Annotated in this window: 29 protein-coding genes; 12 read left to right on the top strand and 17 right to left on the bottom strand. The window is 72.1% G+C overall.

Going from position 1 to position 25,824, the window contains the following annotated elements:
- Positions 1 to 133: 133 nt before the first annotated feature.
- Both ACGFIQ_RS21045 and ACGFIQ_RS21040 read right to left on the bottom strand, forming a co-directional pair.
- Positions 134 to 1,120, bottom strand: coding sequence for a pirin family protein (locus ACGFIQ_RS21045; RefSeq protein WP_393245926.1), 987 nt, complete (start codon positions 1,118 to 1,120; stop codon positions 134 to 136).
- A gap of 10 nt (positions 1,121 to 1,130) precedes the next feature.
- Positions 1,131 to 1,613, bottom strand: coding sequence for a MarR family transcriptional regulator (locus ACGFIQ_RS21040; protein ID WP_357069011.1), 483 nt, complete (start codon positions 1,611 to 1,613; stop codon positions 1,131 to 1,133).
- Positions 1,614 to 1,771: 158 nt separating this feature from the next.
- Here ACGFIQ_RS21040 and ACGFIQ_RS21035 point away from each other — a divergent pair, with 158 nt between their 5' ends.
- Positions 1,772 to 2,305, top strand: coding sequence for a GNAT family N-acetyltransferase (locus tag ACGFIQ_RS21035; protein WP_393245924.1), 534 nt, complete (start codon positions 1,772 to 1,774; stop codon positions 2,303 to 2,305).
- A 49-nt stretch (positions 2,306 to 2,354) separates the two neighbouring features.
- Here ACGFIQ_RS21035 and ACGFIQ_RS21030 read toward each other — a convergent pair whose 3' ends face one another.
- The gene (locus tag ACGFIQ_RS21030) at positions 2,355 to 2,843 is read right to left on the bottom strand and encodes an FBP domain-containing protein (protein WP_393245922.1); all 489 of its coding nucleotides are present in this window, start codon (positions 2,841 to 2,843) and stop codon (positions 2,355 to 2,357) included.
- A gap of 60 nt (positions 2,844 to 2,903) precedes the next feature.
- On the opposite strand from ACGFIQ_RS21030, the gene ACGFIQ_RS21025 reads away from it, so the two are divergent.
- From ACGFIQ_RS21025 to ACGFIQ_RS21015, 3 genes are all read left to right on the top strand, one after another.
- Complete coding sequence (locus ACGFIQ_RS21025) at positions 2,904 to 3,473, top strand: TetR/AcrR family transcriptional regulator (protein ID WP_393245920.1); 570 nt, start codon at positions 2,904 to 2,906, stop codon at positions 3,471 to 3,473.
- Between the two features lie 32 nt (positions 3,474 to 3,505).
- Positions 3,506 to 4,093: a DUF1684 domain-containing protein gene (locus ACGFIQ_RS21020; RefSeq protein ID WP_393245918.1), complete on the top strand. Its 588-nt coding sequence runs from the start codon at positions 3,506 to 3,508 to the stop codon at positions 4,091 to 4,093.
- Positions 4,094 to 4,166: 73 nt separating this feature from the next.
- The gene (locus tag ACGFIQ_RS21015) at positions 4,167 to 4,493 is read left to right on the top strand and encodes a DUF6506 family protein (RefSeq protein WP_393245916.1); all 327 of its coding nucleotides are present in this window, start codon (positions 4,167 to 4,169) and stop codon (positions 4,491 to 4,493) included.
- Between the two features lie 63 nt (positions 4,494 to 4,556).
- On the opposite strand, the gene ACGFIQ_RS21010 is transcribed toward ACGFIQ_RS21015, so the two are convergent.
- Complete coding sequence (locus ACGFIQ_RS21010) at positions 4,557 to 5,144, bottom strand: general stress protein (protein WP_393245914.1); 588 nt, start codon at positions 5,142 to 5,144, stop codon at positions 4,557 to 4,559.
- A 110-nt stretch (positions 5,145 to 5,254) separates the two neighbouring features.
- On the opposite strand from ACGFIQ_RS21010, the gene ACGFIQ_RS21005 reads away from it, so the two are divergent.
- Together ACGFIQ_RS21005 and ACGFIQ_RS21000 are read left to right on the top strand one after the other, a co-directional pair.
- Complete coding sequence (locus tag ACGFIQ_RS21005; protein ID WP_393245911.1) at positions 5,255 to 7,081, top strand: glycoside hydrolase family 15 protein; 1,827 nt, start codon at positions 5,255 to 5,257, stop codon at positions 7,079 to 7,081.
- 83 nt (positions 7,082 to 7,164) lie between these two features.
- Complete coding sequence (locus ACGFIQ_RS21000; RefSeq protein ID WP_393245909.1) at positions 7,165 to 7,665, top strand: metallophosphoesterase family protein; 501 nt, start codon at positions 7,165 to 7,167, stop codon at positions 7,663 to 7,665.
- 82 nt (positions 7,666 to 7,747) lie between these two features.
- Here the strand turns inward: ACGFIQ_RS21000 and ACGFIQ_RS20995 are convergent, their stop codons facing one another.
- Together ACGFIQ_RS20995 and ACGFIQ_RS20990 are read right to left on the bottom strand one after the other, a co-directional pair.
- On the bottom strand, positions 7,748 to 8,974 hold the full coding sequence (locus tag ACGFIQ_RS20995; RefSeq protein ID WP_393245907.1) for an IS110 family transposase: 1,227 nt from the start codon (positions 8,972 to 8,974) through the stop codon (positions 7,748 to 7,750).
- A gap of 408 nt (positions 8,975 to 9,382) precedes the next feature.
- Positions 9,383 to 9,598: a DUF3072 domain-containing protein gene (locus ACGFIQ_RS20990; RefSeq protein WP_393245905.1), complete on the bottom strand. Its 216-nt coding sequence runs from the start codon at positions 9,596 to 9,598 to the stop codon at positions 9,383 to 9,385.
- A gap of 109 nt (positions 9,599 to 9,707) precedes the next feature.
- On the opposite strand from ACGFIQ_RS20990, the gene ACGFIQ_RS20985 reads away from it, so the two are divergent.
- Positions 9,708 to 10,646 carry an NAD(P)/FAD-dependent oxidoreductase gene (locus tag ACGFIQ_RS20985; protein WP_393246034.1) on the top strand — a complete coding sequence of 313 codons (939 nt, stop codon included), beginning with the start codon at positions 9,708 to 9,710 and terminating at the stop codon, positions 10,644 to 10,646.
- A gap of 9 nt (positions 10,647 to 10,655) precedes the next feature.
- On the opposite strand, the gene ACGFIQ_RS20980 is transcribed toward ACGFIQ_RS20985, so the two are convergent.
- The 3 genes from ACGFIQ_RS20980 to ACGFIQ_RS20970 form a co-directional block, all read right to left on the bottom strand.
- Positions 10,656 to 11,951, bottom strand: coding sequence for a cation:proton antiporter (locus tag ACGFIQ_RS20980; protein WP_393245903.1), 1,296 nt, complete (start codon positions 11,949 to 11,951; stop codon positions 10,656 to 10,658).
- 107 nt (positions 11,952 to 12,058) lie between these two features.
- Positions 12,059 to 12,736 (bottom strand): HAD family hydrolase, encoded by a 678-nt coding sequence (locus ACGFIQ_RS20975; protein ID WP_393245901.1) that lies wholly within the window; start codon positions 12,734 to 12,736, stop codon positions 12,059 to 12,061.
- 26 nt (positions 12,737 to 12,762) lie between these two features.
- The gene (locus tag ACGFIQ_RS20970; protein ID WP_393245899.1) at positions 12,763 to 14,901 is read right to left on the bottom strand and encodes a SpoIIE family protein phosphatase; all 2,139 of its coding nucleotides are present in this window, start codon (positions 14,899 to 14,901) and stop codon (positions 12,763 to 12,765) included.
- A 198-nt stretch (positions 14,902 to 15,099) separates the two neighbouring features.
- On the opposite strand from ACGFIQ_RS20970, the gene ACGFIQ_RS20965 reads away from it, so the two are divergent.
- Complete coding sequence (locus tag ACGFIQ_RS20965) at positions 15,100 to 15,912, top strand: hypothetical protein (protein WP_393245897.1); 813 nt, start codon at positions 15,100 to 15,102, stop codon at positions 15,910 to 15,912.
- 72 nt (positions 15,913 to 15,984) lie between these two features.
- Here ACGFIQ_RS20965 and ACGFIQ_RS20960 read toward each other — a convergent pair whose 3' ends face one another.
- Positions 15,985 to 16,338 (bottom strand): DUF6401 family natural product biosynthesis protein, encoded by a 354-nt coding sequence (locus ACGFIQ_RS20960; RefSeq protein WP_393245895.1) that lies wholly within the window; start codon positions 16,336 to 16,338, stop codon positions 15,985 to 15,987.
- 179 nt (positions 16,339 to 16,517) lie between these two features.
- Here ACGFIQ_RS20960 and ACGFIQ_RS20955 point away from each other — a divergent pair, with 179 nt between their 5' ends.
- Entirely contained in the window at positions 16,518 to 16,967 is a 450-nt protein-coding gene (locus ACGFIQ_RS20955; protein ID WP_393245893.1) for a hypothetical protein, read from the top strand.
- 75 nt (positions 16,968 to 17,042) lie between these two features.
- Here the strand turns inward: ACGFIQ_RS20955 and ACGFIQ_RS20950 are convergent, their stop codons facing one another.
- On the bottom strand, positions 17,043 to 17,252 hold the full coding sequence (locus ACGFIQ_RS20950; RefSeq protein WP_357069049.1) for a hypothetical protein: 210 nt from the start codon (positions 17,250 to 17,252) through the stop codon (positions 17,043 to 17,045).
- Between the two features lie 158 nt (positions 17,253 to 17,410).
- On the opposite strand from ACGFIQ_RS20950, the gene ACGFIQ_RS20945 reads away from it, so the two are divergent.
- Entirely contained in the window at positions 17,411 to 18,772 is a 1,362-nt protein-coding gene (locus ACGFIQ_RS20945; RefSeq protein WP_393245891.1) for an MFS transporter, read from the top strand.
- Here ACGFIQ_RS20945 and ACGFIQ_RS20940 read toward each other — a convergent pair.
- The 4 genes from ACGFIQ_RS20940 to ACGFIQ_RS20925 form a co-directional block, all read right to left on the bottom strand.
- A complete protein-coding gene (locus ACGFIQ_RS20940) occupies positions 18,730 to 18,990 on the bottom strand; it encodes a hypothetical protein (RefSeq protein WP_357069053.1) in 261 nt (86 codons plus the stop codon). The genes ACGFIQ_RS20945 and ACGFIQ_RS20940 overlap by 43 nt on opposite strands.
- 102 nt (positions 18,991 to 19,092) lie before the next feature.
- A complete protein-coding gene (locus ACGFIQ_RS20935) occupies positions 19,093 to 19,554 on the bottom strand; it encodes an SRPBCC family protein (RefSeq protein ID WP_357556763.1) in 462 nt (153 codons plus the stop codon).
- Positions 19,555 to 19,607: 53 nt separating this feature from the next.
- Positions 19,608 to 20,024 carry a DUF2795 domain-containing protein gene (locus ACGFIQ_RS20930; RefSeq protein WP_110564927.1) on the bottom strand — a complete coding sequence of 139 codons (417 nt, stop codon included), beginning with the start codon at positions 20,022 to 20,024 and terminating at the stop codon, positions 19,608 to 19,610.
- Between the two features lie 101 nt (positions 20,025 to 20,125).
- Positions 20,126 to 21,112 (bottom strand): YihY/virulence factor BrkB family protein, encoded by a 987-nt coding sequence (locus tag ACGFIQ_RS20925; protein ID WP_393245888.1) that lies wholly within the window; start codon positions 21,110 to 21,112, stop codon positions 20,126 to 20,128.
- Between the two features lie 178 nt (positions 21,113 to 21,290).
- Here ACGFIQ_RS20925 and ACGFIQ_RS20920 point away from each other — a divergent pair, with 178 nt between their 5' ends.
- Positions 21,291 to 21,692 (top strand): ChaB family protein, encoded by a 402-nt coding sequence (locus ACGFIQ_RS20920; RefSeq protein WP_357069061.1) that lies wholly within the window; start codon positions 21,291 to 21,293, stop codon positions 21,690 to 21,692.
- 71 nt (positions 21,693 to 21,763) lie between these two features.
- Here the strand turns inward: ACGFIQ_RS20920 and ACGFIQ_RS20915 are convergent, their stop codons facing one another.
- On the bottom strand, positions 21,764 to 23,197 hold the full coding sequence (locus tag ACGFIQ_RS20915; RefSeq protein ID WP_393245885.1) for an aldehyde dehydrogenase family protein: 1,434 nt from the start codon (positions 23,195 to 23,197) through the stop codon (positions 21,764 to 21,766).
- A 72-nt stretch (positions 23,198 to 23,269) separates the two neighbouring features.
- On the opposite strand from ACGFIQ_RS20915, the gene ACGFIQ_RS20910 reads away from it, so the two are divergent.
- Positions 23,270 to 24,877 (top strand): phytoene desaturase family protein, encoded by a 1,608-nt coding sequence (locus tag ACGFIQ_RS20910; RefSeq protein ID WP_393245883.1) that lies wholly within the window; start codon positions 23,270 to 23,272, stop codon positions 24,875 to 24,877.
- A 145-nt stretch (positions 24,878 to 25,022) separates the two neighbouring features.
- Here the strand turns inward: ACGFIQ_RS20910 and ACGFIQ_RS20905 are convergent, their stop codons facing one another.
- A complete protein-coding gene (locus ACGFIQ_RS20905) occupies positions 25,023 to 25,790 on the bottom strand; it encodes a polyprenol monophosphomannose synthase (protein ID WP_357069067.1) in 768 nt (255 codons plus the stop codon).
- Positions 25,791 to 25,824 lie beyond the last annotated feature (34 nt).

The raw sequence follows: 25,824 nt of genomic DNA, 5'->3' as shown, positions 1-25,824 counted from the left end.
GGGGGGGGTTTTTGGGGTGTTTTTTTTGGTTTTTTTTTTGGGGGGGGGTTTTGGGGGGCGGGGGGGGGGGCGGGGGGGGCCCCCGGGGGGGCCCGGGGGGGCCCCCCCCCCCCGCCTCAGTGCCGACGAAGGGTCAGGGCCGGGTGCCCTGGCCGCCGGTGTGCGGCAGCCGCTCGGTGGGGATCACGCCGAGTCGACCGGCCTTGAAGTCGTCGAACGCCTGGAGCAGCTCGTCACGGGTGTTCATCACGAACGGGCCGTACTGTGCCACCGGCTCCCGGATCGGCCTGCCGCCCATGATGTAGAGGTCCAGCGCCGGGGTGTTGCTGTCCTGCGCGGTGTCCGCGGCGAAGCGCAACGCGTCGCCCGGACCGTGCACCGCGAGCTGACCGGTGCGGACCGGCCGCCGCTCGGTGCCGACCGTGCCGCGACCGCCGAGCACGTACACCAGGGCGTTGAAGTCGGGCTGCCAGGGCAGGTCGACCTGCGCCCCCGGCTGCACCGTGACGTGGGTGATGGTGATCGGCGTGAAGGTCGACCCCGGGCCGCGGTGCCCGGCGACCTCGCCGGCGATGACCCGGATCAGCGCGCCCCCGTCGGGCGTGGTGAGCAGGGCCGACTCCTGCCCCCGGATGTCCTGGTAGCGGGGCGGGTTCATCTTGGCCGAGCGCGGGAGGTTGACCCAGAGCTGGGTGCCGTGGAAGAGCCCGCCGCTCACCACCAGGTGCTCCGGCGGCGCCTCGATGTGCAGCAGGCCGCTGCCCGCCGTCATCCACTGCGTGTCGCCGTCGGTGATGGTGCCGCCACCGCCGTTGGAGTCCTGGTGGTCGAAGACGCCGTCGATGATGTACGTGACGGTCTCGAAGCCGCGGTGCGGGTGCCACGGGGTGCCCTTCGGCTCGCCCGGCGCGTAGTCGACCTCGCCCATCTGGTCGAGGTGGATGAACGGGTCCAGGTCGGTGGTCGACACCCCGGCGAAGGCGCGACGGACCGGGAAGCCCTCACCCTCGAAGCCGCTGGGCGCGGTGGTCACCGTGCGGACCTTGCGGAATGCGGTGCTCTCGCCGAGGTGCGGCAGGCGCGGCAGGACAACGACGTTGTCGACGGTGATCGCGGGCATCGGGGACTCCTTAGCGGGTGGCGTGGGTGGACGAGGCGGTCCGGGCCGCTCGCAGGCGGCGGCCGAGCCGGTCGAAGACCCGGGTGAGGCAGGCGACCTCGTCGTCGTCGAGGTCGTCCATGAGGTGGGCTCGTACCGACGCCAGGTGGTGCGGTGCGGCTTCGGACAGGGCGAGCAGCCCGGCGGCGGTGAGCACCGCCTCGCTGCCGCGCCGGTCGTCCGGGCAGGGCTCCTTGCTGACCAGGCCGCGGCGCTGCATGGAGGAGACCTGGTACGTCAGTCGGCTGGGCGAGAAGATGAGCCGGTTGGCCAGCTCACCCATCCGTAACCGTTGCCCCGGTGCCTCGGAGAGCAGGACCAGCACGTGGTAGTCGGCGAAGCTGAGCTCGCTGTCGGCGCGCAGATCCTCTTCCAACTGTGTGTAGAGACGCTGGCTGGCCTCGATGTAGGCGCGCCAGGCGGCCTCTCGGGTGCGGTCCAGGCTCTCGGTCATGACCACGACGGTAGCACTACTTCAAAACTTAACTACTGCTGTTGAGCGTTGTCTGAGTCACGTTTTCGGCCATCGAGCGGCCAGCTTCTGCAACTTTGAAGGAAGTGGATGTGGCATCGGCGGTGCGGCGGCGGTGCGGTGTGCCAGACTCCGGCCTCGTGGAACACCTGCAGCTCACCACCGCCGACCTGCTGCTGCGTCCCTGGCGAGACGAGGACGCTCCGGCGGTGCGCGACGCCCTGCTCGACCCGGCCATCGCCCAGTGGAACCCGCAGGGTGGCGGACCGATCGACGACGCGGCCGCGCTGCTCTGGGTCCGCCGCCGGGCCGACTGGTCCGCCGGTGACCACGTCTCCCTGGCGGTGACCTCGGCGGCCGACGGGAAACTGCTGGGTTCGGTGTCGCTGCACCACATCCACCACGGCGACGCGTCCATCGGTTACTGGACGGCGCCGGCGGCCCGTGGGCGTCAGGTGGCGGTGCGGGCCGTCGTCCGGCTCACCGACTGGGCGTTCACCGACCTGCGGCTGCACCGGGTGGAACTGTGCCACGCCGTGGCCAACCCGGCCTCCTGCCGGGTCGCCGACCGGGCCGGCTACCGCGCCGAGGGGACGCTGCGCGAGTCGTACCGGTACGGCGACGGCCGCCGCTACGACGAGCACCTGCACGCCCGTCTGTCGACCGACAGTTAGGGCCTGGCCGGGGTCCGAACACGCTTTCGGCCCCGGCCGCCCCGAACCGTCACTCGGTGACCTTGCGGAGGAGCGCCGCGAGGGCGGTCTCGAGGCGCTCGATCCGCAGCGGCAGCGGCAGCGGCTCGGGCGCGGGAGGCCCGGCGTGCTTCTTGCCCCGCAGATAGAGCGAGCAGGCGAGGTCGGAGCACAGGTACGTGCCCACGGAGTCACCCTGCCGTCCGCTCGGACCGGCCTTGGGGGCGGTCATCAACGAGACGCCGCCGCCGAGGTGCGTGGTCAGGCAGAACGAACACATGCTGTGCCGCACGCGCCCCGGCTGGTGCGCCGCGGCCCGCAGCACCACCCCGGCCAGCTTTCCGTCGGTCTCGGCGACCAGGTAGGCCCGCTGCGGCGCGGACGGGTCCCGCCAGCCGAGGAAGTCGAGGTCGTCCCAGGGGCGCATCGCAAGATCGTTGGGTACGGTCAGCCGCTTCGCCTCGCCTCGACTGCAGTTGACGAAGGACGCGCGGATGACGGATTCGGTCAGGACTAACATAGGGAGTAGCCTAGCTCGCCTAGGCAACCGAATAACGCAGCTAGGTTTGGGGTGTGGTGGATGGCACGTGCAGGGGTGACAGTCGAACGCCTGACGGTGGCCGCGGCCGAGCTGGCCGACGAGGTGGGCATGCAGAACGTCACAGTCGCCGCGCTCGCGCGCCAGTTCGGGGTGAAGGACGCGAGCCTCTACTTCCACCTCAGAAACGCGCAGGACCTGCGGGTCCGGGTCGCCCTGCTGGCCCTGGCCGAGCTGGCCGACCGGGTCGCCGCCGCGCTCGCCGGCCGGGCCGGCAAGGACGCGCTCGTCGCCTTCGCCAACGCGTACCGCGACTACGCGCGCGAGCACCCGGGCCGCTACGCCGCCATGCAGATCGACCTGGACCCGGAGACCGCCGTCACCAGCGCGGGCGTCCGACACGCCGAGATGACCCGAGCCATCCTGCGCGGCTACCGGCTCTCCGAGCCCGACCAGACCGACGCGGTGCGGATGATGCACAGCACGATCCACGGGTTCGTGAGCCTGGAACGGACCGGCGGCTTCCGGCACACCCCGCGCCCCACCGACGACTCGTGGTCGCGCACCCTGGACGCCCTCGACGCCGTCCTCACCAACTGGCCGTCGCGCTGAGCTGCCGCGGCGCACGACATAGGCTCGGTGGTGTGGATGATCTGGAGCTGGCCGACTGGCGGGAGCGGGTGGCCCGGCTGTACCTGTCCGACGTCGACCTGACCGGGTTCCGTGCCGGCCGCGACGAACTCTTCGCCACCCACCCGCAGAGCCCGATCCCGCCGGCGGAGCGGGCCGACTTCACCGGGGTGCGCTACTTCCCCGCCAACCCGGATGCCGTCGTCGAGGCGCCGCTCCGGCCGGCCAGTGGTGAGCTGCGGATCGACACCGGCGGTCCGGACGGGGTCGTCGCGTACCGGCGAGTGGCGGTGGCCGAGACGCCGTGGGGGCCGCTGACCCTGTGGTGGATCGAGGCGTACGGGGGTGGGCTGTTCGTGCCCGTCCGCGACGGCACCAGTGGGCGGGAGACGTACGGGGGAGGCCGGTACCTCACCGACACGGTGAAGGGCACCTTCGGCCGGGGTGTCGAGCTGCTGCCCGGCGACCGGGTCCGGCTGGACGGCAACTACCTCTACAACGCGAGCTGCGCGTACGACGACCGTTGGGCGTGCCCCCTGGCGCCGCCGGAGAACCGGGTAGAGGTCGACATCCGTGCCGGCGAGCTGACGTACCACGACTGAACGCACTTGACCTCACGTCCACTTCAACACCTACGGTCGGTCGACGTCCCCACTCCAGGAGGAGGAACGTTCGATGACCGTCAGCTGGGCGTACATCTATGAGCATCCGGGCAGCGACCCGGTCGACGACCGTGTCGTGCTCGACCGCGGCGGCCAACGCACCCACCTGGTGCCCGTGCCGGACCCGTCGATGGCCCCCGCCGTGGCGGTGGACCTCGTGGCCGAGGGGGTCGCGCTGATCGAGCTGTGCGGCGGGTTCGCGCTGACGGCAGCGGCGCGGGTGGCCGAGGCCGTCGGCGGACGGGTCCCCGTCGGGCACGTCACGTTCGCCGTGGACTCGGTACGCGGTGCGACCCGGTACGGCGACCTGTTCGAGGCTGATCCGTCCCCGCCCGAGTGAGCGACGAGACGGCCGCCCGCCCCGAGTGCTGCCGGGACGGCCGGCCGGTCGTTCGATCGTCGCTCAACGGGCGTTGGTGGCGGGGCCGGGCATCTGCATCCGACCCATCAGCTGCCGCGCCTGGTCGGCGAGCTGCGCGTCCACCGTCACCGCGTACTGGCCGGCGCGCAGCGAGCTGGCCGAGGTGAAGTCCCGCTGCCCGCCCGTCATGGCGTGCGCGACCGCGCCGAACACGGCACCCCAGATCGCACCGATGACCAGCCCGACCAGGATCACCGCCAGCCAGTTGCCGACGGTGAAGATGCCGAACAGCAGGCCGATGAAGAGCCCGAACCAGGCGCCGGTACCGGCGCCGAGCAGCCCGGCCCGACCCGTTGTCATCCGCCCGAGCACCGTCTCCACCAGAGTGAGGTTGGTGCCGACGATGGCGGTGTGCTCCACCGGGAAGCGATTGTCGGCCAGATAGTCGACGACCCGCTGTGCGGCCGGATAGTCCGGGTACGAACCGATCGTCACGGTCGGCGACCCGGTCTGCGGCCCGTGGCCGTCACCACCCGCCGTCGACAGGCGGCCGGCCGGCCCGGATGGAAGCAGGTCGCCATCCTGTGTGCCGGGCCGCCACGCGGCGGTCGGCCCCGAAGCTGACGTCATGAGCATCCTCCCTCGTCAGCTCCCCGGCTTCCCCTCCAGGTCGACCGGTAACGCGGTGTTCGCCGGAGGTCGGAGGGGAATGAGCGCGGGCGGCCCGGGTAGGCAGTCAGGTGAAGAGCGGACAGATCAGCGACTACGGTTTCCTCGCCGACGGCCGCAGCGCGGCGCTGGTGGACGCCACGGGCTCGGTGAACTGGTGGTGCCCGGGCCGGTTCGACGCCCCGTCGGTGTTCGGGCGGCTGCTCGACGACGGCGCCGGGCACTGGTCCATCCGGCCGGAGGGCGACTACACCGTGCAGCGCGGCTACCTGGAGGACACCCTGGTGCTGCGGACCGTCTTCCGCACCGCGCAGGGGGAGGTCGCCCTCACCGACGCGCTCGCCTTCGAGCCCGGCTCCCGCGGTCACGACATCGGCCTGCACTCCCCGCAGGTGCTGGTCCGCTCGGTGGAGGGGTTGTCCGGTGCGGTGCCGATGCGCGTGCACTACCGGCCGCGCTTCGAGTACGGCCGCACCATCGCGTACCTGATCGAGCGGGAGGACATGCTGGAGGCGATCGCCGGGGCCGCCCGGCTCACCCTGCGCGGCAGCGTGCGGTTGACCTCCGGCGACGGCGAGGCCGCCGCGACGTTCACCGTCCGCACCGGCGCCAGCCACAACTTCACCCTCGGGTACGCCCCGACCTACGACTCCCCGCTGCCGGAGGTGCCGGACGCCGACCAGACCATCGCCGACACCGTTGCCGGCTGGCGGTCCTGGACGGCGGAGCACGGGTACGACGGGCTCTACGCCGAGCAGGTGCGGCGCAGTCGGCTGGTGGTGCAGGGCATGACGTACCGACCGAGCGGCGCGGTGGTGGCCTCGGTGACCACGTCCCTGCCGGAGAAGCTCGGCGGGGACCGCAACTACGACTACCGCTACGTCTGGGTGCGCGACTTCAGTCTCACCCTGCGAGCGCTGTGGCGAACGGCGTGCCTCGACGAGGTGCAGCGGCAGTTCGCCTGGTTGGGACGGGCGATGGGCCGGGTCGACAACAAGCCGGTGCCCATCATGTACGGGGTGCTGGGGGAGCGGGATCTCACCGAGCACCGCCTGGAACAGCTCGGCGGTTACCACGACAGCCCGCCGGTGGTGATCGGCAACGACGCCTGGCAACAGCGGCAGACCGACATCTTCGGCGAGGCGCTGGACGCCGCCTGGTTGATGCGCGACAAGCTGGAGCCGATGGACCAGGAGGTACGCCACGTCCTCCGGTTGCTCGCCGACCAGGCCGCCCGCGACTGGGAGCTGCCCGACGCGGGGATGTGGGAGGAACGCGGCGTCGAACACCACCACGTGTCCTCGAAGGTGCAGTGCTGGGTCGCCCTGGACCGGGCGGTCCGCTTCGCTGACCAGCTCGGCGAGCCGCAGGACGTGGCACGCTGGGCGGCGGTCCGCGACAGGGTCCGCGCGCAGGTGCTTGAGCGGGGGTGGAGCGAGCGGCTCCAGTCGTACACCGGGAGTTTCGAATCCGAAGACCTGGACGCGTCGGTGCTGGTGATGCCACTTGTGGGGTTCCTGCCGGCCGACGATCCGCGGATGCGGTCGACGATCCGCGCCGTGGAGCAGCGGCTGTCGCACGACGGCCTGCTGCGGCGCTGGGACGGCGACCCGGCGGGGTTCCTCATCTGCTCGTTCTGGTTGGTGTGTTGCCTGGCGCTGGCCGGTGAACGGGACCGGGCGCACGAACTGTTCCGGGAGTTGGCGGAACGGGTCAACGACCTCGGCCTGTTCGCCGAGCAGATCGACCCGCTGACCGGGGAGCAACTGGGCAACTTTCCGCAGGCGTTCTCCCACATCGGCCTGATCAACGCCGCCGGTGTGCTCACCGACGTGGAGCAGGACCCGACACTGCGCGGTCGGGGCATGCCGCCGTCGCACTTCTCCCCGGTCCGGTAGTGCCGCCGCCGTCCCGCGTGCGCGGTTCGGTAGTGGCGGCGGGCCGCGTGCACGGGCAGCCGCGAGCCGGGAAGAATGGCGGGATGCGGTTGCTGCTCACGGCGGACACTCACGTACCCAAGCGGGCCCGCGACCTGCCCGGGCCGCTCTGGGCGGCCATCGAGGAATCGGACGTGGTGGTGCACGCCGGCGACTGGGTCGACGAGTCGCTGCTCGACGCGATGACCGCGCGTTCGCGCCGGCTCGTCGGCGTGTACGGCAACAACGACGGCCCGGCCCTGCGCGCCCGGCTGCCGGAGGTGGCCCGGGTGGACCTCGACGGCCTGCGGGTCGCGGTGGTGCACGAGACCGGGCCACGGACCGGTCGTGAGCAGCGGTGCGCGGCCCGTTTCCCCGATGTCGACCTGCTGGTCTTCGGGCACTCACACATCCCGTGGGACACCGAGGCGCCGGGTGGGCTGCGGCTGCTCAACCCCGGCTCACCCACCGACCGCCGCTCCCAGCCGCACGCCACCTACCTGACCGCCGAGATCGACACAGGTCGCCTGACCAAGGTCACGCTGCACGCCCTACCCCGCCCCTGACTCGAAAATCGAACCGTACGTAGACACGCGGCAGCATCCCGCGTCGCGAAGCGGCGTGGGATGGGTCGTGGTGTAGCGGTGGTTAGGCGGCGAGGTCGAGGGTGACGCGGTAGCCGAGGGCTTCGAGTTGGTGGATGTGGTTGCGTTTGCGGCGTTCGGTGTCGGTGCGGCTGAGGTAGAAATCGGCGCCGAGGTCATGGAATCCGGTGGTGGGGTCGGACAGTAGGTGCCAGATGATCGTCAGGATGGAGCGGCCGACCGCGACGATCGCGCGTTTGGCGCCGCGTCGTCGGGCGATGCGCCGGTAGCGTTCCCCGAGGAACGTGGTGGTGCGGGCGGCGGAGACCGCGATCTGCCCGAGGACGCGGGCGAGGTAGCGGTTGCCGTGTCCGGTTGATCCGTTGCCTTTGCGGCGGCCGGCGGATTCCTTGACGCCGGGGGCGAACTTGGCCCAGCCGGCCAGGTGGGCTGGGGTCGGGAAGCGGGTCATGTCCACGCCGATCTCGGCGATGATCGTGGCAGCGGCGGCCGAGCCGATCCCGGGGATCTCACGCAGCCGGGCCGCCGCTGGGGCGAAAGGGGCCAGGTGCGCCTCGATCCGGGCATCGACCTCGCGAATGTCGGCCTCGACCTGCTCGATCCGTGTGATCATCTTGCCCAGCAGGAACGCGTGATGATCCGTGAAATGACCGGTTAACGCCTCCCGCAGGTCAGGGATCTTGCGGCGCAGGCTGGAACGGGCCAACTCGGCCAGAGTGTGCGGGTCACGCTGCCCGCCGATCAGCGCGGCCATCATCGCCCGCCCGGACGTGCCGAACAGGTCACTGACCACGACCGACAGCTTGATCTGCGCGTCTTCGAGCAGCTTCTCCGCACGCTGGCGTTCCGCGCCGGCCTCAGCGATCAGGTCAACGCGGTAGCGGGTCAGGTCCCGCAGCATCCGGATCGGTGCCGGTGGCACGAAACTCGGCCGGATCATCTGCCGCTCGGCGACCTTGCACAACCACACCGCGTCCAGCTTGTCCGTCTTCGGCCGTCCCGGCAGATGCTTCACGTCACGGGCGTTGACCAGCCACACCTCGAACCCATGCGCCTCAAGCAGGTAGAACACCGGCTTCCAGTAGTCACTGGTCGCCTCCATCACCACCCGGGTCACCCCCAGCACGGCCAGCCGCTGCGCCAACCCGGTCAGCGAACGAGTCATCGTCGGGTAGGTCCGTACCTCCTGCAGCCGCCGTCCAGGCTTCGCCTCGTCCGGCACCCGCGCGCAACACACCAATGACGCCTTACCGATGTCCAACCCCGCCACACGCGTAATGATCTGCTCTTCGTCCTGCGCCTGTTCCAGCAACCGAACCCCTCCCCACCAGCGCGAACATCAGGGCGGTCGCCCGCGGCAGCCACAGAACGGGTGAATCTAACTCGCGTGCTCGCAGCAACAGTGAAGGGCCCATAACGCGGCTACCAGCGTCCGACTAACCCACGACCTCACACGGACCAAGAAGCGACGACGTCAGCGAGCGACCACCACGATTTTCAGCCCGGAACGGGCCACCTCGCCAGAGGCGACAAGGACTAACCCCGCCCCCGCCCCGCCTGCGCGCCCCCGTCCTGCGCGCGATCTTGCACTTTCTGTCTCTGTTTTGCGGCTTATCCATGCTTATGTCGCGGCAGAAAGTGCAAGATCGCGGGGGCAGGGGCGGGGCGGGTGGGAGGGTTACTGGCCTCGGCCGGTTTCGGCTTGTAGCTCGTCGATGCGCTTGGACGCCTCGGCCTTGGTCAGGTTGCTGGGCAGCTCCGCGTTGGCCTCCCGGGCCAGGGTGCCCAGATAGGACTCCTGGGCCGCGGTGGGCGGTTCGTCGCCGGTGACCCACTCGTCCGGGTCCTTGATCGCGGCACTCTGGTCGGCCTGCTCGTTGGCGCGGTCAGTCATCGTCGTCATCCTCTCTTCGAACAGGTGTGCCAGTACCCTGATCTCCAGGGTTCATGCCTGTCCGCTCGCCGCCACCTACGATCACCGAATGGACGTGGACCGGTCGAAGGTGGTGGTGGTCGGGGCGGGCATCGCCGGGGTGGCCTGTGCGGTGGAGTTGACGCGGGCCGGGGTGCCGGTGCAGGTTCGGGAGCGTGGGCACGTCTGCGGCGGCCGGATGGCCAGCAAACGCTTCGACGGCCGCCCCGCGGACATCGGTGCCGCGTACTTCACCGCCACCGACCCGGACTTCGTCGCCGTCATCGAGCAGTGGCGCGCCGCCGGTCTGGTCCGGGAATGGACCGACACCTTCCAGGCGTACGACGAGAACGGGCGACACGACGTGCCCGGCCCGATGCGCTTCGCCGCCCCGCGCGGGCTGCGCGTGCTGGTCGAACACCTGGCCAGCGCGGTACCGGTGACAGTCGACCGGCTGGTGCTGAGCGTGGACTCCGGACCGTCCGTGGACGGCGAGGCGTGCGCGGCGGTCGCGCTGGCCATGCCCGGTCCGCAGGCCGCCCTGCTGCTCGACCCGGCGCTTGCCGACGCCACCCGGGTCGTGCAGGCCCAACGCTGGTCACCGTCCCTGGCCGTGGTGCTGCGCTTCCCGACGCGGCGCTGGCCGGACTTCCGGGGCGCGTTCGTCAACGGCCACCCGGTCGTCAGTCTGGTCTGCGACGACGGCGACCGGCGCGGTGACGGCGCTCCGGTGCTCGTCGCGCACACCGTGCCGGAGTTCGCCGCCGGGCACCTGGCCCAGCCCAGCGGTGCCGGGCCGGCGGTCGAGCAGGCCGTCCGGGACCTGCTGGGGTTGCCGGAGCGGGCCGTCGACGTGCGCGTGCACCGCTGGACGTACGCGAAGCCGACCGGCGGCCCCACCGCTGACACCCACCACCTGGATGCCGACGGGATCGGCCTGGCCGGCGACGCGTTCGGCAAACCCCGGGTGCAGAGCGCCTGGCGCTCCGGTCGGGACCTGGGCCGCGCCATCGCCGCCCGCCTGACGTGACCTGCTCGTTCAGGCGTGGCCGGCTGCGGCTACCGGTCGGGCGTCGGAGTCCCGCTCGGCCGGGTCGGAGGTGCGTTCGCCCTCCCGGTCGAGCAGTTGCATGACCGGTGTTGCCGTGATGCCGTGCACCACCACGGACACGAGCACGACCAGCCCGACGGTCGCCCAGAGCAACTCGGCCTGCGGGAAGTCGGCCTTCGTGGTGGCGTACGCGAGGTAGTAGAACGAGCCGACACCGCGGATGCCGAACAACGAGATGACCCAGTGCTCGGCCGGCCGGCCGGGCGCGCCCCGCAGCGACAACCAGCCGAACAGCGGCCGGATCAGGAACACCAGGGCCAGCCCGACGGCGGCCGCCGGCCAGGTCAGCGGGGCCAGCAGGCCACCCACGATCGCGCCGCCGAGCAGCAGCAACAGCACCAGGGTGAGCAACCGTTCGACCTGTTCGGCGAAGTCGTGCAGCACCGAGTGGAACTCGTGGGTCCGCTCGGCGGCCCGGATGGCCCGCGCGGCCACGAACACCGCCAGGAAGCCGTACCCGCCGACCACCTCCACCAACCCGTACGCCAGGAACGTGGCGGCCAGCGCCAGGAAGCCCTCGGCGTGCCGGGCCAGCCGCAGCTGGCTGGGGGCGCGGAAGAACAGCTTGCCGAGCAACCAGCCGATCAGCAGCCCGCCGCCGACCCCGACGCCGATCTTCCAGAGCACGTCCACGGTGAACCACTCGGCCAGCCAGTCGCCCGGGGCGAGGCTTGTCGAGGCGATGGCGATGGCGGCGTAGACGAACGGGAACGCCAGCCCGTCGTTGAGGCCGGCTTCCGAGGTCAACGCGAAGCGGACCTCGTCCTCGGAGTCCTCCACGTCCGTCGGCTCGCCGACCTGCACGTCGGCGGCGAGCACCGGATCGGTCGGGGCCAGCGCGGCGCCCAACAACAGTGCGGCGGCCGGCACCAGCCCCGCCCACCACCAGCCGAGCAGGGCCACCGCCGCGATGCACAGCGGCATGGCGATCGCCAGCAGCCGCCAGGTGGACGACCACCGCCGCCAACTCAACGGTCGGTCGATCTTGAGCCCGGCACCCATCAGCGCGACGATGACGCCGATCTCGGTGAGGTGGGTGGTCAGCTCCGGGTGGGCCAGCGGGTCGGGTGTCGGCAGCCCGACCGGCAGCAGGAACACCAGCATGCCGAGGGCGAGGAAGGCGATCGGCATGGACAGCGGGCGCTGCTCCAACACCCGGGGCAGGATGCCCGCGAGCAGAGCGCCCACTCCCACCAGCGCGAACGCCACGTCTACCGGCTCCACGGCACCACCTTTCCGCCGCACCCGCGGGGCGCGGGGCAGGTGGTGACAGACCATGCCCCGGCGAGGCCCCGGCTATGCGCGCGCGGGCCGGTGAACCGGAGTGAACCTCATCTGGGTCGGGTCAACGGCGAGTCGGCCAACTCGCCCAGCAGTGCGGCCGGGTCGTCGTACACCGCCACCGCGCCCGCGCCGGCAAGCTCACCGCGGCTGGTGCCGCCGCAGGTCAGCCCCACGCACGGGATGCTCAGCTTGCCGGCCGCGACGACGTCCCACACCGAGTCGCCGACGAAGACCACCCGCTCGGCGGTCAACCCGGACTGCTCCAGCGCGGCGACCAGGATGTCCGGTGCGGGCTTGCTCTGCTGGGCGTCCTCGGAGGAGGTGACCGTGTCGATCACATCGTCGGCGGCGAGGGCCCGGCGCAACGCGTCCACCTCAGGTCCCGAGGCGGAGGTGGCGAGCACCACCCGCAGCCCGCGCTCGGCGCAGGCGCGCAGCAGGTCGGCGGCCCGGGGCAGCGGCGTGAGTCGTTCCCAGTACTCGGCGTACAGGGTGTCGTGCGCGTCGCGCAGCTTCGGATCGGCGTCCCGGTCCCGCTCGGGGCCGAGCAGGTGGTCGAGGAGCTTGTCCGAACCCATCCCGATCGACCGGTGCACCGTCGCCATCGGCACCGGCTGGTCGGTCTGACGCAGGGCCTCCCACCAGCTCACCGTGTGCAGGTAGGTGGTGTCGACCAGGGTGCCATCGACGTCGAAGAGGACTCCGGCGGGTTCGTCGGTACGCATGGGCGTCCTCCTACCCCTCGGACGTCTCAGGGATGCGCGGCCGGTGGCATGAGAATCTCGAACCAGACCGTGGAGCCGCGGACCGACGGGTCGGTGCCCCAGGCGTCGCTGAGCTCCTCGATCAGGCCGAGGCCGCGCCCACGACTGCTCAACGTGTCGGTGCGGGTCCGGGTCACGGTGCCCCGGGTGCCGGAATCAGCGACCGAGACCAGGAGTCGTTCGGGGCTGAGGTCGATCTCCACCCGGGCGGCGGTGCCGGCGTGCAGCAACGCGTTGGTGGTCAGTTCGCTCGTGCACAGCACCGCCGCCCCGATCACCGACTCGGCCACCTGCCACTCGGTGAGCTGCCCGGTCATCCAGTGCCGAACCCGGCTGGGTGCGGTGGGTTCGGCAGGCACCTCCATGCTCGCCGAGCGGCTCGGCTTGAGCGCGTGCTCGACCGCCAGCACGGCCACGTCGTCCTCGGTGCTGCCCGGCACCGCCGCGGTGGCCACGGCGCACAGCGCGCGGGGGTCTCCACTGCTGGCCTTGGCGACGGCCTCGCTGAGGGCGGCCAGCCCGGCGGTGAGGCTCTGCCGCCGACGCTCCACCACCCCGTCGCTGAACAGCAGCAGGGTGTCACCGGGGCGGAACGCGACAGTGCTGGTGCCCGGCCGACCGCCCAGGCCCAGCGGAGGGCCGGCCGGCACGTCGACGTACTCGGCGAAGGAGCGGCCGTCCGGGTCGCCGCGGCGGATCAGCGGCGCGGGGTGACCGGCGCTGGCCAGGGTCAGCTCTCGACGCTCCGCGTCGATGACCCCGAAGGCCACGGTGACGAAGAGCTCGTGGGTGCTGGCCTCCGCGCCCAGGCTGGTCACCAGCCGGTCCAACCCGGCCAGCACCGCGTCGGGCGCCGGGTCGGCGAGTGCCAGCGCGCGCAGCGCGGCCCGGACCTGGCCCATCCGCGCGGCGGCCTGCACGTCGTGGCCCGCGACGTCGCCCAGCACCACGCCGAGCGCGCCGCCGGGCAGGAGGAACGCGTCGTAGAAGTCACCGCCGGCGGCGTTGCCGTCCACCCCCGGGTCGTAGCGGGCCGCGACCCGCAACCGGGGCAGGTCCGGCAGGTGCTCCGGCAACATGCTGCGTTGCAACAACTGGGCGGTGCCGTGCTGGGTCTCGAACCGGCGGGCCCGCTCCGCGGCCTGGCCGATCAGCTCGGCCGAGGCGGCCAGCAGCGCCCGCTCGGCAGGCGACCAGGTGTGCGGCACCTGGTAGCCGACCGCCAGCCCGCCGCGCACCACCGAGGTGCCCAGGGGCAGGGCCGCCATCGAGCGGACCTTCTGGTCGTGGCGGTCCACCGCGATCTCGCGCAGCGGCTGCCCGTCACGGACGAAGGACGGGTCGCCGGAGCCGGCCGCCTGCACCACGGGGGCCGACCAGTCCGCCGGAGCGCGCCGCCACAGCGGGGGAAGCCGCTCGTCGGCCTCGTCCAGCAACTCGCCGCGGACCCGGCGCACCATGCGCCAACCACCGCCCCCCTCGTCGACCGCGAACGAGGCCTGGTCCGGGTCGAACGTGGTGATCGCGTACCGCAGCGCCACCCGGGCCACGTCGTCGAGGGTGAGCGTGCCGGCCAGCGCGGCGGCCACCTCGCTGAGGCTCTGCAACTGCTCGGTGACGTGGGTGGTCTCGGCCGCGACCGTCAACATGCCGACGATCGTGCCGGTGCTGTCCCGCACCGGTGAGTAGCCCCGGGTGAAGACCGCCTGCTCCACCGTCGCGGAGTGCCCACGCACCAACGGCAGGGTCGACTCCTTCTCCAGGAACGACACCCCCTGCCGGTAGGTGCGCTCGAACACCGGACCGACGCCGGGCAGCGCCCAGATCTCGGCGAACACCTCGGCGGCCGGGCGGCCGAGGGCCCGCGGGTGCTTGGTGCCCAGCAACTCGGCGTAGCCGGCGTTGTAGAGCAGAACCAGGTCGTCGCCGTACGCCAGGGCCATCGGCATCGGCGAGGCGAGGATCAGCTCGATCACGGCCCGGACCGCCACGTCCCAGCTGTCCGGTGGGCCCAGCGGGGTGCCGGCCCAGTCGTGGGCGAGCACGGCAGCGGCCACACCGGAGCCGGTGGACGCACCCGGGGCCGGAGTTGCTGGCGTGGGGACTCGCCCGACCGTTCCTGGCATGTTCGCAGCCTAGTCGGCCCACCGAAAAAGGCATCCGATCATGGCCGTGGCCCGCCGCCGTCATCGCCGCGATGCCTGTTTGGGCAGTTCAGGGCCCATGATCGTCGGCCTGTCGGGAAAAACTCGGCGCGTTGCGCGGACTGCCCGACCGGTAGCCGGGTATGCGCCCGGCGCAGTCCATGCGACAGGAGGGACATCATGCTGAAGACCCTCGCGGTCCGGCAGGCCGACATCGGCGATGCCATCGCCGACACCTGGAGGTCGGTGCTGCTCTTCATCCCGAAGGCAGTGGCCTTCATCGTCATCCTGGTGGTCGGCTGGCTCATCGCCAGAGCCGTCCTCAAGATCGTGGATACGGTGCTGGAACGGGTGCGCTTCGACCAGGCGGTCGAACGTGGCGGTATCAAACGGGCCCTGGAGAGAACGAAGTACGACGCCTCGGACATTCTGGCCAGACTGGCGTACTACGCCGTACTGCTGTTCACGCTGCAGTTCGCGTTCGGAGTCTGGGGGCCCAACGCGATCAGTGACCTGATCAGCGGCGTGGTGTCCTGGCTGCCGCGTGCGTTCATCGCGATCGTCATCGTGGTGGTGGCGGCCGCGATCGCCAACGCCGTCCGGGATCTGGTCACCGGGGCGCTGGGCGGGCTCTCGTACGGCAAGGTGCTTGCCGACCTGACGGCGATCTTCATCATCGCGCTCGGTGTGATCGCCGCGCTGAACCAGGTGGGTATCGCCACCACGGTGACGACCCCGGTGCTGATCGCGGTGCTCGCCACGGTGGCCGGCATCCTGATCGTCGGCGTCGGTGGCGGTCTCGTGAAGCCGATGCAGAACCGCTGGGACGGCTGGCTGGACCGGGCCGCCCGGGAAGCTCGGGCGGTGCAGCAGCAGCGTCAGGCCAACGCGGCCGGGCGGAGCGACGTGGAGCGGCAGATGGCCGACCGCGGCGGCGATCGTACCCAGGCGATGCCGCGGGTGGACGAGGAAGCTCCGCAGTACCGCGCCTGACGAGGCGGAACGGCACGGCAGGTGGGGAGGGTGGTCCGCGCAACGGTGCGCGGGGTGCCCTCCCCGCGCGTGTCAGGCTCGGTCGAGCGAGCGGGCCAGCGCGCAGACCGCGAGCAGTCGGGTGAGCAGCCAGTCCGGGCGACTCCAGTCCACCGGCCCGTCCGGTGCTGCCCACCCGTGCTCCAGGGCGGCGGCCCGGACCCCCTCGGCGTAACCGGCGAGTGTCGCGGCGGTCAGTGGCTCACGGTCACCGTCGAGGCTGTCCCGCACGGCGGCCGCGTGCTGGTCGACGAGGGCCAGCAGCCCCGGTCGCGCGGCGGCGGCGGCGAGCCCGACGGTGCCGACGGACACGGTGAGGGCGGCCAGGGTGGACCGCGCCGAGTCGACGGCGGTACGGGAGGCGACCCGGTTGAACGGCACACGCATGGTGACCGAGGCTAACCGACAGGTGACGGTGTCGCCGTCGGCCACTCGGCGGATGTCGGCTGCGCCACTGGCGACCGGTGCTGACCGCGAGGGTTGATCCGCCACAGACGGGGCAGCAGGAGAACCACGAGCGTTACCCGGCACACGGCGTTTCGCGGCACACGGCACGGAGGCAGGCGATGGGACAGCAGCCGGACGGACCGGACGAGCGGCACCGGCGACCTCCCGGGGTGAGCGACGCGACGGTCGCCGCGCTCGGCAAGCTCAGCGAGGCGCTGGAGTGCGTGGAGCGGGCACGGGGGCACCTGTACTCGGTGCACCAGCTGATCGGGCACGCCGACCTCACGCTCGGCGACGCCGTGCAGCAGTTGCGCGCCGCCGGGCATCCGCGCCTCGCCGACCGGATCGACACGGAGTTGCTGGGTCGCAACGTCATCGCCGGGCGGTGGACGTTCCAGATCGTCGAGGACTTCGACGACGGCTACCATGCGCTGTTTCGGGAGCTGGACCAGCGGGCCCGCGACGAGTTGGTGGGTGGGCGACGCCACCTCTACGAGGCGGAGATGAAGGAACGCCGCCGCAGCCGGGGCCGGCCGGGTCACGAGGCCCGGCCGGGCGGCGAGGGCTAGGGCCTGCGTCAAAGCCCCTTGCCGGATCGCCGCCTGGACTCCGCCTCGGCTCGACCGAGGACTTTGACGCGGGCTCTAGTCGCTTGTCGCGTCGGCCGGGCGACGCCGGGCCGCGTCGTCGGCGATGATCACGGTCGCGACCATCAGCGCGACGCAGAGGCTGAACAGCCACGACTCGTCGGCGACCAGCCGGGCGGACACGGGCGCCTGGAGGGCGGCGAGCAGGAAGCCGAGCCAGGCGAGCCGGCGCTGACGCGTCGAGAGGATTCCGGAGCCTTGATGCATCCCGAAATTCTTACGCGAACAAGCCCGCTTGCCGTCCTCCGATCGGCCGATTCTGGATGAGCTGTCCGTTTTCTCGACCGTCCGGACATGACTTCTTCGCGCGGTGCGCGATCGGTGGCCTACGGCATTAAAGTGCCCCTGCGGCAGGATGGTGTCTCGTGTCCACCACGTCCGTGCGCCCCCGTGCCTCGCTGCTCCTGCTGGCCTACCTCGCGTTCGTCAGCCTCGGCCTGCCCGACGGCCTGCTCGGTGTCGCCTGGCCCTCCACCCGGAGTGACTTCGACGTACCGACCGAGGCGGTGGGTCTGGTGCTCACCGCGGGCACCGTCGGCTATCTGACCTCAAGCGTCCTGGCCGGGTTCACGCTGGCCCGCATCGGCGTGGGCGCGCTGCTTGCCGGCAGCACCGTGCTGGCCAGCCTGGCGCTGACCGGCTATTCGCTGAGCCCGGTGCTGGCCGTGTTGGTGGGCTGTGCGCTGCTGCTCGGGCTCGGGTCCGGCGCGGTCGATTCCGGGCTCAACGCGTACGCCGCCGGGGCGTTCGGACCACGCCACATGAACTGGTTGCACGCCTTCTTCGGCCTGGGCGTGGCGATCGGTCCGCTGATCATGACGGGGGTGCTGAGCGCCGGGCTGGCCTGGCGTTGGGGCTACGGCATCATGGCCGCCGCCCAGTTCGCCCTGGCGATGGCGTTCGTGCTCACCGTGCGCGCCTGGCACCGCGAGCCGGCGCCGACCGGGGCCGCTGCCGGCGGGACGCTGCCCGCAGACGCCGCCTCGACGACGCCTGCCGGGGCCGCCGCGGTCGGGACGACGCCCGCTCAGGACGCCGTGGGTGCCGGGGCCTCTGCGACCGTTCGGCTGCCGGTCGGGGCGACACTGCGGCTGCCGGCGGTGTGGACCGGGACGCTCGCCTTCGCGCTGTACGTCGCCATCGAGGTGTCCGCCGGACTGTGGGCGTTCCTGCTGCTGACCGAGGGGCGCGGCGTGAGCGCGGCGGTGGCCGGCGGCTGCGTCTCCGCGTACTGGGGGAGTCTCTTCGTGGGTCGGGTGGTGCAGGGCGTGGTGGCCGAGCGCCTGGGTGCCACGCAGGTGCTGCGCGCCAGCCTGGCCGGGATGGCCGTGGGCGCGACGCTGATCGCCGTACCCGGGCCGGCCGCGCTGGCGGTGTTCGGCCTGGTCGTGGTGGGCTTCGCCGCCGCGCCGGTGTTCCCACTGCTCACCCTCACCACCGCCGATCGGGTCGGCGCGGCGCACGCGGACCGGGCCATCGGGTTGCAGATCGGTGCCTCCGGCATCGGTGCGGCGCTCGTCCCGGGTGGGCTCGGTGTGCTGATCGGCCACACGTCGGTGCAGGTGCTGGGCGCGGCCCTGCTGGTGCTCGCGCTGGCGTTGATCGTGCTGTACGAGTGGGGTGCCCGTCGACCCACCGCCGGGCGGGCGGTGCCAACGGTGCCGGCTCAGCCCGGCGGGGAGGATCAGACGTCCGGCCCGGTCCGGCCGGTGGTGGAGGGGCGGTAGGCGCGCTGCGGGTCGGTCGCCTCCCGGGCCGTGCCCCGGGCCTCGCCGTCGCGGTCCGAGGCGGCCGGCCCGTGCCCGAACGCGGCTTCCTCGCCGGCGTCGTTGGCCGTCACGTCGTCGGCCTGCCCGTCGAGGCTGGAGCCGGACACCGCCTGTTCCAGCTCTTCCAACGGAAGCCGTTCCTCGTCCCGCCACACCCTGATGTTGTCGTCGGTCATGTCTTCAGCGGTACCCGGGCGCGATGATCGCAAACGGGCGACGAGGCTCGGACACGGCGATGGCCGCCAGGCTCTGGCGGCCATCGGTGTCACTGCTCATCGTCACGGCTGCGGACGGTCCACCGAGCCGCGCCAGGCACCGGTCTCCTGACCGCGCCGCTCGATGTAGGTCTTGAACCGCTCCAGGTCGCCCTTGGCCCGCCGGTCGACGATGCCGAGCTTGTCGCCGGCCTGCTCGACCACCCCGTGCGGCTCGAACTCGAGCTGCAGGGTGACCCGCGTCTTGTCCGCGTCGAGCCGGTGGAAGGTCACCACGCCGGCCTGCTGGGTGCCGTCGGTGGAGCGCCAGGCCACCCGCTCGTCGGGGAGCTGTTCGGTGATCTCGGCGTCGAACTCACGCTTCACCCCGGCGATGTCCACAGTCCAGTGGGTCATCGTGTCGGAGAGCTGCTTGACCTCCGACACGCCCTCCATGAACTCGGGGAACTCCTCGAACTGCGTCCACTGGTCGTACGCGGTACGCACGGGCACGGAAACGTCAACGTGTTCGGTTACGCCACTCATCGGTTAGAACCTCCTTCAGTCACTGGTGGTTGTCGGATCGGGGGCGATCCCGCTCACCAGCGAGTTGTCTCGTTCTTGTTGCCGAGCGCGGCCCACACCTCGGAAACCGTCTGGTAGAGGGTGCCCTCGGGCAGTCGTTCCAGTGCCGCCACGATGTCGTCCGGCGCCTCGTTCTCGCGGGCGCTGGCGATGAGCACCAGGCGGTCGCCCGGCAGCGCGCTCATCGAGATGAACCGGCCGAGCCGGCTGCGCTGCTCGACGTCCGTGGAGCTCATGCCCTGCGGGGTGCCGGTGCGCAGGTCGCCGGCCGGCGCGGTGGTCGTCTCCGGCTGGTCCTCGCCAGCCGGCTCCGGCACCCGCGACTCGTCGACCCGGGAGCCACCGGTCCCCGGCCCCTGCACGAGGCCGCTGACCTCCTGACTCATCTGTTCGTCGATCCGGGGTCCGTGCTTGCTGTTGCCACGCTCCATGCCTTCTGCGCTACCCGGCACCCCGCCCGCTAAACCGGCACCTGGCCACGAACCGGCCCCCGGTCGGGCTCGGCACCGGACATCCGGTCGGGAACCGTCGGTCAGGAGTTCGCGGGCCTGCGTGGCGGCAGCACCGGATCCTCCGGGTCGGGGTCGCCGGCCTGCAACTGGCGTCCGCGCTGCACCTCGGCGTTGATCTGGACGCCCAGCATCAGCGCCGAGTTGGACAGGTAGAGCCAGACCAGGAACGCGATGGCCGCGCCCAGGCTGCCGTAGGTCGTCTTGTACGAGGCGACGGTGGCCACGTAGAAGCCGAAGCCGAAGGAGACCGCCGTCCAGGACACCAGGGCCACCGCGCCGCCGGGGGTGAGCCAGCGGAAGCGGGGTTGACGCACGTTCGGCGCGATCCAGAACAGCAGCGACAGCAGCACCATCATGACCATGGCGAGCACCGGCCACTTCGCCACGCTCCACACCGTGCGGGCCAGGCCACCGGCGTTGATCAGCTCGCCGACCGCGTCGGTGACCGGGCCGCTGACGATGAGCGCGAGGGCGACCACCGCGAGCAGCACCAGCGTCACCGCGGCCAGGACGATCTGGATGGGCCGCAACTTCCAGACCGGCCGGCCCTCGGTCACCCCGTAGATGGAGTTCGAGGCCCGGGTGAACGCGCCGATGAATCCCGACGCGGACCACAACGCACCGAGCAGGCCAAAGCTCAGCAACAGCTTGGGGTTGCTCTGGTCGAGCACCACGGTGCGGATCACCCCGACCACGCCGCCGTCGTCGCCGGTCACCACCGACCCGGCGCCCACCTGGTTGGCCAGGTCGACCACCGTGTCCAGGGTCCGCTCGCCGTCGGAGACCAGGCCGACCAGGGCCACCACCACGATGGCGGACGGAAAGAGCGCCAGGACCCCGTAGTAGGTGAGCGCCGCGGCCCAGTCGGAGCAGTTGTCGTTGACGAAGTTCCGCACACTGCGCACCAGCACCCCACGCCAGGTCCGCCAGCTCAACTGCCGCATCCGGCGGGGCACGGGGGTGCCGCGTTCGCCGTCACGCGTCGTGTCGGGCTCCGTGGTCGTCATGCCCGCTCCCTGCGCCCCGGCCACCGGATGACCGGTCGTCCGGTCGGGCCTGCGGCGGCCGGTACCCGGATCACGAAATCGACAAACCCGCTCGGCGCCGTACCCGTACCGCTACGGTTTGCCGGCGCGTCACCGGGGAACGGTCAGGGTGACCCCAGTCGACACGGAGGAGGACGAGATGCCCGGGCGCGAGGACCTGCCCAGCACGCTGCGACGCTCCCCGGAGAAGGCGCAGCGCACCTGGGAGAAGACACACGACTCGGCGGTGGAGACCTACGGCGAGGGAGAGCGGTCGCACCGCACCGCCTTCGCCGCGGTGAAGCACCAGTTCGAGAAGGTGGGCGACCACTGGGAGCCGAAGGGCCGCAAGGGCCCCAGCGATCAGCAGGCCGCCGGCGGCGGGCCGGAACGGCGCGCACCCACCGCCGGTGGAGTGGACGCCAACGCCACCAAGGACCACCTCATGTCGGTGGCCCGCAAACTCGACGTTCCCGGCCGGTCCAGCATGACCAAACCGGACCTGGTCAAGGCGATCGAGAAGGCCAACGACCGGGCCACCCGCAAGGCCCGCGGCGACTGACCGCCACCACCGAGGAGCACCACCCGACGCGGTACGGGCGGACGCGCCACCCCTGCGTCCGCCCGTGCTGTTCACCAGTGTCCGCCGCCCGGCGCCTCGATGTGCACCGCCTTCGTGGCGGTGAACTCGTCCAGCAGCTCCGGGCCGTACCCGAAGCCCTGGCCACTGGCCCGGCGCGGGTGCGCGGCACCCCCCGGCGCACCGCCGAACACCGCGTTGACCTTCACGGTGCCCACCGGCAGCTCCCGCCAGGCCCGCTGCGCGTGGCTCATCGACGTGGTCAACACGGTGGCGGCCAGGCCGTACGGGGAATCAGCGGCGCAGCGCAGCGCCTCGTCGAACGAGTCGACGACCACCACCGGGGCGACCGGCCCGAACGTCTCCTCCCGCACCAACGGCATGTCGTGGCGGCAGTCGGTGACCACCGTGGCCGGGTAGAACGCCCCCGGCCCGTCCGGCACCTCGCCGCCGATCCGCACCCGTGCGCCGGCCGCCACCGCCGCCACCACCTGCCCGTGCACCTGATCGCGGTGCCGCCGGTCGACCAACGGGCCCAGGTCGGTGTCCGGGGCCCGGCCCGGCCCGACCCGCAGGGCGTCGGCGCGCCGCACCAGCGCGGCCACGAAGTCGTCGGCCACCTCCCGGTGTACGTAGATCCGCTCCACCGCCACGCAGATCTGCCCCGCGTTGGCGAACGCGCCGAGCGCGGCCTGACCGGCGGCCCACTCCGGATCGACGCCCGCGTCCACGATCATCGGGTCGCTGCCCCCGTTCTCCAGCAGCACCTTCGCCCCGGTGCGGGCCGCGGTGGCGGCGATGGCCCGCCCGGTCGCCGTGGATCCCACGTGCGCCACCACGTCGACGTCCTGGGCGGCCAGCGCCGCACCGACCGCACCACCACCGGTGAGCAGCGACAACACGCCGGCCGGCAACGCCTGGTCCAGGGCCCGGGTCAGCAGCCAACCGGTCGCGGGGGTCCGTTCGCTCGGCTTGTAGAGCACCACGTTGCCGGTCACCAGGGCGGCGCCGAGCAGCCCGCAGGAGATCGCCACCGGGTCGTTCCAGGGCGTGATCGCGGCCACCACCCCGCGCGGCTGCGGGGTCAGGAAGTCCAGCGCGTCCGCCGCGCCGTGCAGCGTGCGCCCACCGCGCAGCGGGGCCAGTTCCGCGTACTGTCGAAGGGTGCCGATGCCCGCCTCGATGCCGCCGCGGGCGTCCGCCAACGGCTTGCCCATCTCGGCGGTGACCGCCGCGGCCAACTCCTCGACGGCCTCCGCCACCGCGTCCGCGGCCCGGTGCAGCGCCGCGGCCCGCTCGGCCGGGGCGGTCGCCGCCCACTGAGCCGCCGCGTTGCGGGCCGCCTGCGTCGCCTTGCCGACCTCGTCGGCGGTGGCCACCGGCACCGTGCTGACCGGCGTGTCGTCCGCCGGATCACGCACAACGAGTTCGCCGCCGTCGCCGCCCGCGCCCCACACCCCGCCCACCAACTGCGCAACCGTGTACATGCGGCGCTGGATGCCCCGGCCTCGGCGCGACAAACGCGTTTCGCCCGGTGGCGCCCCGGGTAGGCGGATCGGATGACTACCACCGCCGCGCCGAGCGCGGACGCCGTCATCGTCGGGGCCGGTCACAACGGTCTCGTGGCGGCCAACCTGCTGGCCGACGCCGGCTGGGAGGTGGTGGTGCTGGAGGCGACAGCGGTGCCCGGCGGCGCGATCCGCTCCGCCGAGGTGACCGCGCCCGGCTACCTGAGCGACCTGTACAGCTCGTTCTACCCCCTCGGGTACGCCTCACCGGTGCTGCGCGACCTCGACCTGGGTGCGCACGGCCTGTCCTGGCGGCACGCGCCGGACGTGTTGGCGCACCTGTTCCCGGACGGGCGGGCCGCGGTGATCAACCGAGACCCGGACGTCACGGCCGCCTCGCTGGAGCAGTTCGCGCCCGGCGACGGCAAGCGCTGGCTCAACGCGTACACCGACTGGGTCGAGGTGGCCGAGCCGATGCTGGCGGCCATCACCACGCCGTTCCCGCCGGTCCGCGGCGGGCTGGGTCTGCTGCGTCGGCTGCGCGTCGCCGGCGCGTTGCGACTGGCGCGACGCCTGGTGGTGCCGGTCCGCAAGCTCGGCGACGAACTCTTCGACGGCGCCGGCGGGCCGGCCCTGCTGGCCGGCTGCGCCCTGCACACCGACCTGTCCCCGGAGGAGGCCGGCTCCGGGGTATACGGCTGGCTACTGGCCATGCTCGGCCAACAGATCGGCTGGCCGGTGCCCGAGGGCGGCGCACAGCAGATCACCAACGCGCTGGTGGCCCGGATACAGCAACGCGGGGGGACGATCCTCTACGGCGCCCGCGTCGACCGGGTGCTCACCGCCCGGGGCCGGGCGATGGGGGTACGCACGCAGGGCGGCGCGCTGTGGCGGGCCCGCCGGGCCGTGCTCGCCGACGTGCCCGCGCCAGCGTTGTTCCTCGACCTGGTCGGCGCGGCGGCCCTGCCGTCACGGCTGGTGGAGGACCTGGCGCACTTCCGGTGGGACGGGTCGACGCTGAAGGTGGACTGGGCACTCTCCGCGCCGGTGCCGTGGACCAACCGGGAGCTGGCCGGCGCCGGCACCGTGCACCTCGGCGCGGACCTCGACGGGTTGACCTCCTACGCGGGCGAGTTGGCCCGTGGCGAGCTGCCCCGCGACCCGTTCCTGCTGGTCGGGCAGATGTCGGTGGCCGAACCCCGCCACTCTCCGCCGGGCACCGAGTCGCTCTGGGCGTACACCCACCTGCCGTTTCGCCGGGACTGGCGCGCCGAGGACGTCGCCGGGCACGTGCAGCGGATGGAGGAGGTGCTGGAGGCGGCGGCGCCGGGGTTCCGTCAACGTGTCGTCGGCCGACACGTGGCCGGGCCCGCCGACCTGGAGAACGACAACCCGAGCCTGGTCGGCGGCGCGCTGGGCGGCGGAACCGCCGCCGCGTACCAGCAGCTCTTCCTGCGCCCGATTCCCGGCCTGGGCCGGGCGGACACCCCGGTGGACCGGCTCTTCCTGGCCAGCGCCTCGGCGCACCCCGGCGGCGGGGTGCACGGCGCACCGGGCGCGAACGCGGCCCGCGCGGCGCTGGCCCGCGACCGCGCCCTCACCGGCCCCGCCTACGCCGCAGCCATCGCCACAGCCCACCGAGCCATCTACCCCACCTGACAGCCCTCGCCCCTCCCCCTTCCCCCCGCACCCCGCCGAGCCCGGTTGATCATGGGGTTATAGCGGCGACACGCCGATGCGAGTGGCTATAACCCCATGATCAACGGGCGGGGGTGGGTGTGGGTGGGTGGGACGGGGTGGGGGACTAGCGGGTTATGTTGCGGTGTTTGCTGCGGAGGCGGAACGGCATCAGGGCGCTCTCGACCTTGGTCGCGGTGGTCATCTTGGAGATGCCGTCGCGGCGCTCCTCGAAGCGGATCGGCACCTCCAGGATGGTGTGCCCGAGCTTGGTGGCGAGGTAGTGCATCTCCACCTGGAAGCTGTAGCCGTTGGACTGCACCCGGTTCAGGCCGATGTCGCGCAGCGCGTCGCCCCGCCAGATCTTGAAGCCGGCGGTCAGGTCCCGGATGCGTACCCGCAGCAGGGTGTGGACGTAGAGGTTCGCCCAGCCGCTGAGGGCCCGACGGTACAGCGGCCAGTTCTCGTCCAGCTCACCACCGGGCACGTAGCGGGAACCGATCACCACGCTCGCCTGGGTGGACAGCAGCGCGCCCAGCATCCCCGGCAGCGCCTCCGGCGGGTGCGACAGGTCCGCGTCCATCTGCGCCACGTACTCGGCGCCGCCCTCGATCGCCCGGGTCATCCCGTCGACGTACGCCCGGCCGAGGCCCTCCTTGCCGGCCCGGTGCACGACCTCCACCCGGTCCGGATGTTCGATGGCCAGCTTGTCGGCCACGTCACCGGTGCCGTCTGGGGAGTTGTCGTCGGCGACGAGGATGCGCAGGCCGGGCAGTGGCAGGGCGAGCAGCCGCTCCACAAGCGTGGGCAGGTTGCCCGCTTCGTTGTAGGTGGGCACGACGACGGTCAGGCGTGCGTCCCGCCACGGCGACGGCAGCTGCACAGGCACGATCATGCGGACATCCTCGGTTTGCGGACGGGGGACTCCC

It is taken from the genome of Micromonospora sp. NPDC048898, from assembly GCF_043198035.1.
Classification (GTDB): domain Bacteria; phylum Actinomycetota; class Actinomycetes; order Mycobacteriales; family Micromonosporaceae; genus Micromonospora.
Note: the sequence above shows the minus strand (reverse complement) of the source record. Positions and strands in the feature narration are given on the sequence as shown.

Excerpts from the sequence above, each read along its gene's own strand:
- ACGFIQ_RS21045 (WP_393245926.1), bottom strand. The coding sequence starts at position 1,120 with ATGCCCGCGATCACCGTCGACAACGTCGTTGTCCTGCCGCGCCTGCCG.
- ACGFIQ_RS21040 (WP_357069011.1), bottom strand. The coding sequence starts at position 1,613 with ATGACCGAGAGCCTGGACCGCACCCGAGAGGCCGCCTGGCGCGCCTAC.
- ACGFIQ_RS21030 (WP_393245922.1), bottom strand. The coding sequence starts at position 2,843 with ATGTTAGTCCTGACCGAATCCGTCATCCGCGCGTCCTTCGTCAACTGC.
- ACGFIQ_RS21025 (WP_393245920.1), top strand. The coding sequence starts at position 2,904 with ATGGCACGTGCAGGGGTGACAGTCGAACGCCTGACGGTGGCCGCGGCC.
- ACGFIQ_RS21015 (WP_393245916.1), top strand. The coding sequence starts at position 4,167 with ATGACCGTCAGCTGGGCGTACATCTATGAGCATCCGGGCAGCGACCCG.
- ACGFIQ_RS21010 (WP_393245914.1), bottom strand. The coding sequence starts at position 5,144 with ATGACGTCAGCTTCGGGGCCGACCGCCGCGTGGCGGCCCGGCACACAG.
- ACGFIQ_RS21000 (WP_393245909.1), top strand. The coding sequence starts at position 7,165 with ATGCGGTTGCTGCTCACGGCGGACACTCACGTACCCAAGCGGGCCCGC.
- ACGFIQ_RS20990 (WP_393245905.1), bottom strand. The coding sequence starts at position 9,598 with ATGACTGACCGCGCCAACGAGCAGGCCGACCAGAGTGCCGCGATCAAG.
- ACGFIQ_RS20975 (WP_393245901.1), bottom strand. The coding sequence starts at position 12,736 with ATGCGTACCGACGAACCCGCCGGAGTCCTCTTCGACGTCGATGGCACC.
- ACGFIQ_RS20970 (WP_393245899.1), bottom strand. The coding sequence starts at position 14,901 with ATGCCAGGAACGGTCGGGCGAGTCCCCACGCCAGCAACTCCGGCCCCG.
- ACGFIQ_RS20965 (WP_393245897.1), top strand. The coding sequence starts at position 15,100 with ATGCTGAAGACCCTCGCGGTCCGGCAGGCCGACATCGGCGATGCCATC.
- ACGFIQ_RS20960 (WP_393245895.1), bottom strand. The coding sequence starts at position 16,338 with ATGCGTGTGCCGTTCAACCGGGTCGCCTCCCGTACCGCCGTCGACTCG.
- ACGFIQ_RS20955 (WP_393245893.1), top strand. The coding sequence starts at position 16,518 with ATGGGACAGCAGCCGGACGGACCGGACGAGCGGCACCGGCGACCTCCC.
- ACGFIQ_RS20950 (WP_357069049.1), bottom strand. The coding sequence starts at position 17,252 with ATGCATCAAGGCTCCGGAATCCTCTCGACGCGTCAGCGCCGGCTCGCC.
- ACGFIQ_RS20940 (WP_357069053.1), bottom strand. The coding sequence starts at position 18,990 with ATGACCGACGACAACATCAGGGTGTGGCGGGACGAGGAACGGCTTCCG.
- ACGFIQ_RS20935 (WP_357556763.1), bottom strand. The coding sequence starts at position 19,554 with ATGAGTGGCGTAACCGAACACGTTGACGTTTCCGTGCCCGTGCGTACC.
- ACGFIQ_RS20930 (WP_110564927.1), bottom strand. The coding sequence starts at position 20,024 with ATGGAGCGTGGCAACAGCAAGCACGGACCCCGGATCGACGAACAGATG.
- ACGFIQ_RS20925 (WP_393245888.1), bottom strand. The coding sequence starts at position 21,112 with ATGACGACCACGGAGCCCGACACGACGCGTGACGGCGAACGCGGCACC.
- ACGFIQ_RS20920 (WP_357069061.1), top strand. The coding sequence starts at position 21,291 with ATGCCCGGGCGCGAGGACCTGCCCAGCACGCTGCGACGCTCCCCGGAG.
- ACGFIQ_RS20915 (WP_393245885.1), bottom strand. The coding sequence starts at position 23,197 with ATGTACACGGTTGCGCAGTTGGTGGGCGGGGTGTGGGGCGCGGGCGGC.
- ACGFIQ_RS20910 (WP_393245883.1), top strand. The coding sequence starts at position 23,270 with ATGACTACCACCGCCGCGCCGAGCGCGGACGCCGTCATCGTCGGGGCC.
- ACGFIQ_RS20905 (WP_357069067.1), bottom strand. The coding sequence starts at position 25,790 with ATGATCGTGCCTGTGCAGCTGCCGTCGCCGTGGCGGGACGCACGCCTG.